At 60.6% G+C, this 558-nt stretch carries 1 protein-coding gene; it reads left to right on the top strand.

All coding sequences use genetic code 11. The annotated features are described in order from the left end of the window. The coding region (locus tag AC1DWI_RS25935; protein ID WP_477726295.1) for a ferritin-like domain-containing protein at nt 1-505 on the top strand (505 nt) is incomplete at its 5' end. Between the last annotated feature and the right edge of the window lie 53 nt (nt 506-558).

The raw sequence follows: 558 nt of genomic DNA, 5'->3' as shown, positions 1-558 counted from the left end.
CGATGAAACAGCGCTGAACGCAGCCCGGAACAGCCTCAACGACGGCGCGATCACGCCGGCCTACGGGCCGCACCGCGATGCGATCGTCAAGCTGCTGAATGACGCACTGGCAACAGAACTGGTTTGCGTATTGCGCTACAAGCGGCACTACTTCATGGCCAGCGGTGTGTCGTCGCCGCCCATTGCCGACGAGTTCCTGGTCCACGCCAATGAAGAATCCGGACATGCGGACCGCATTGCCCGGCGCATTGTGCAGCTGGGAGGCGAGCCGGACTTTTCGCCGGCCACTCTGTTGCAGCGCAGCCATGCGGATTACGACGAATCGAACGACCTCAAAACCATGGTGCGGGTCAACCTGATCGCCGAACGCATCGCGGTTGAAACCTATCGCCAGATGATTGCGCTGATCGGCGACAAGGATCCCACGACACGCCGCCTGCTCGAAGATGTTCTTGCCGATGAGGAAGAGCATGCCGACGAGCTCAAGGACTGGCTGGAGAAATAACGATTACCGCAGGTCGGCCGGCGTGGTGCCGCCAGTCGACAGGCCTTTTTAAC

This window comes from Polaromonas sp. P3_C2 (genome assembly GCF_056402675.1).
Note: the sequence above shows the minus strand (reverse complement) of the source record. Positions and strands in the feature narration are given on the sequence as shown.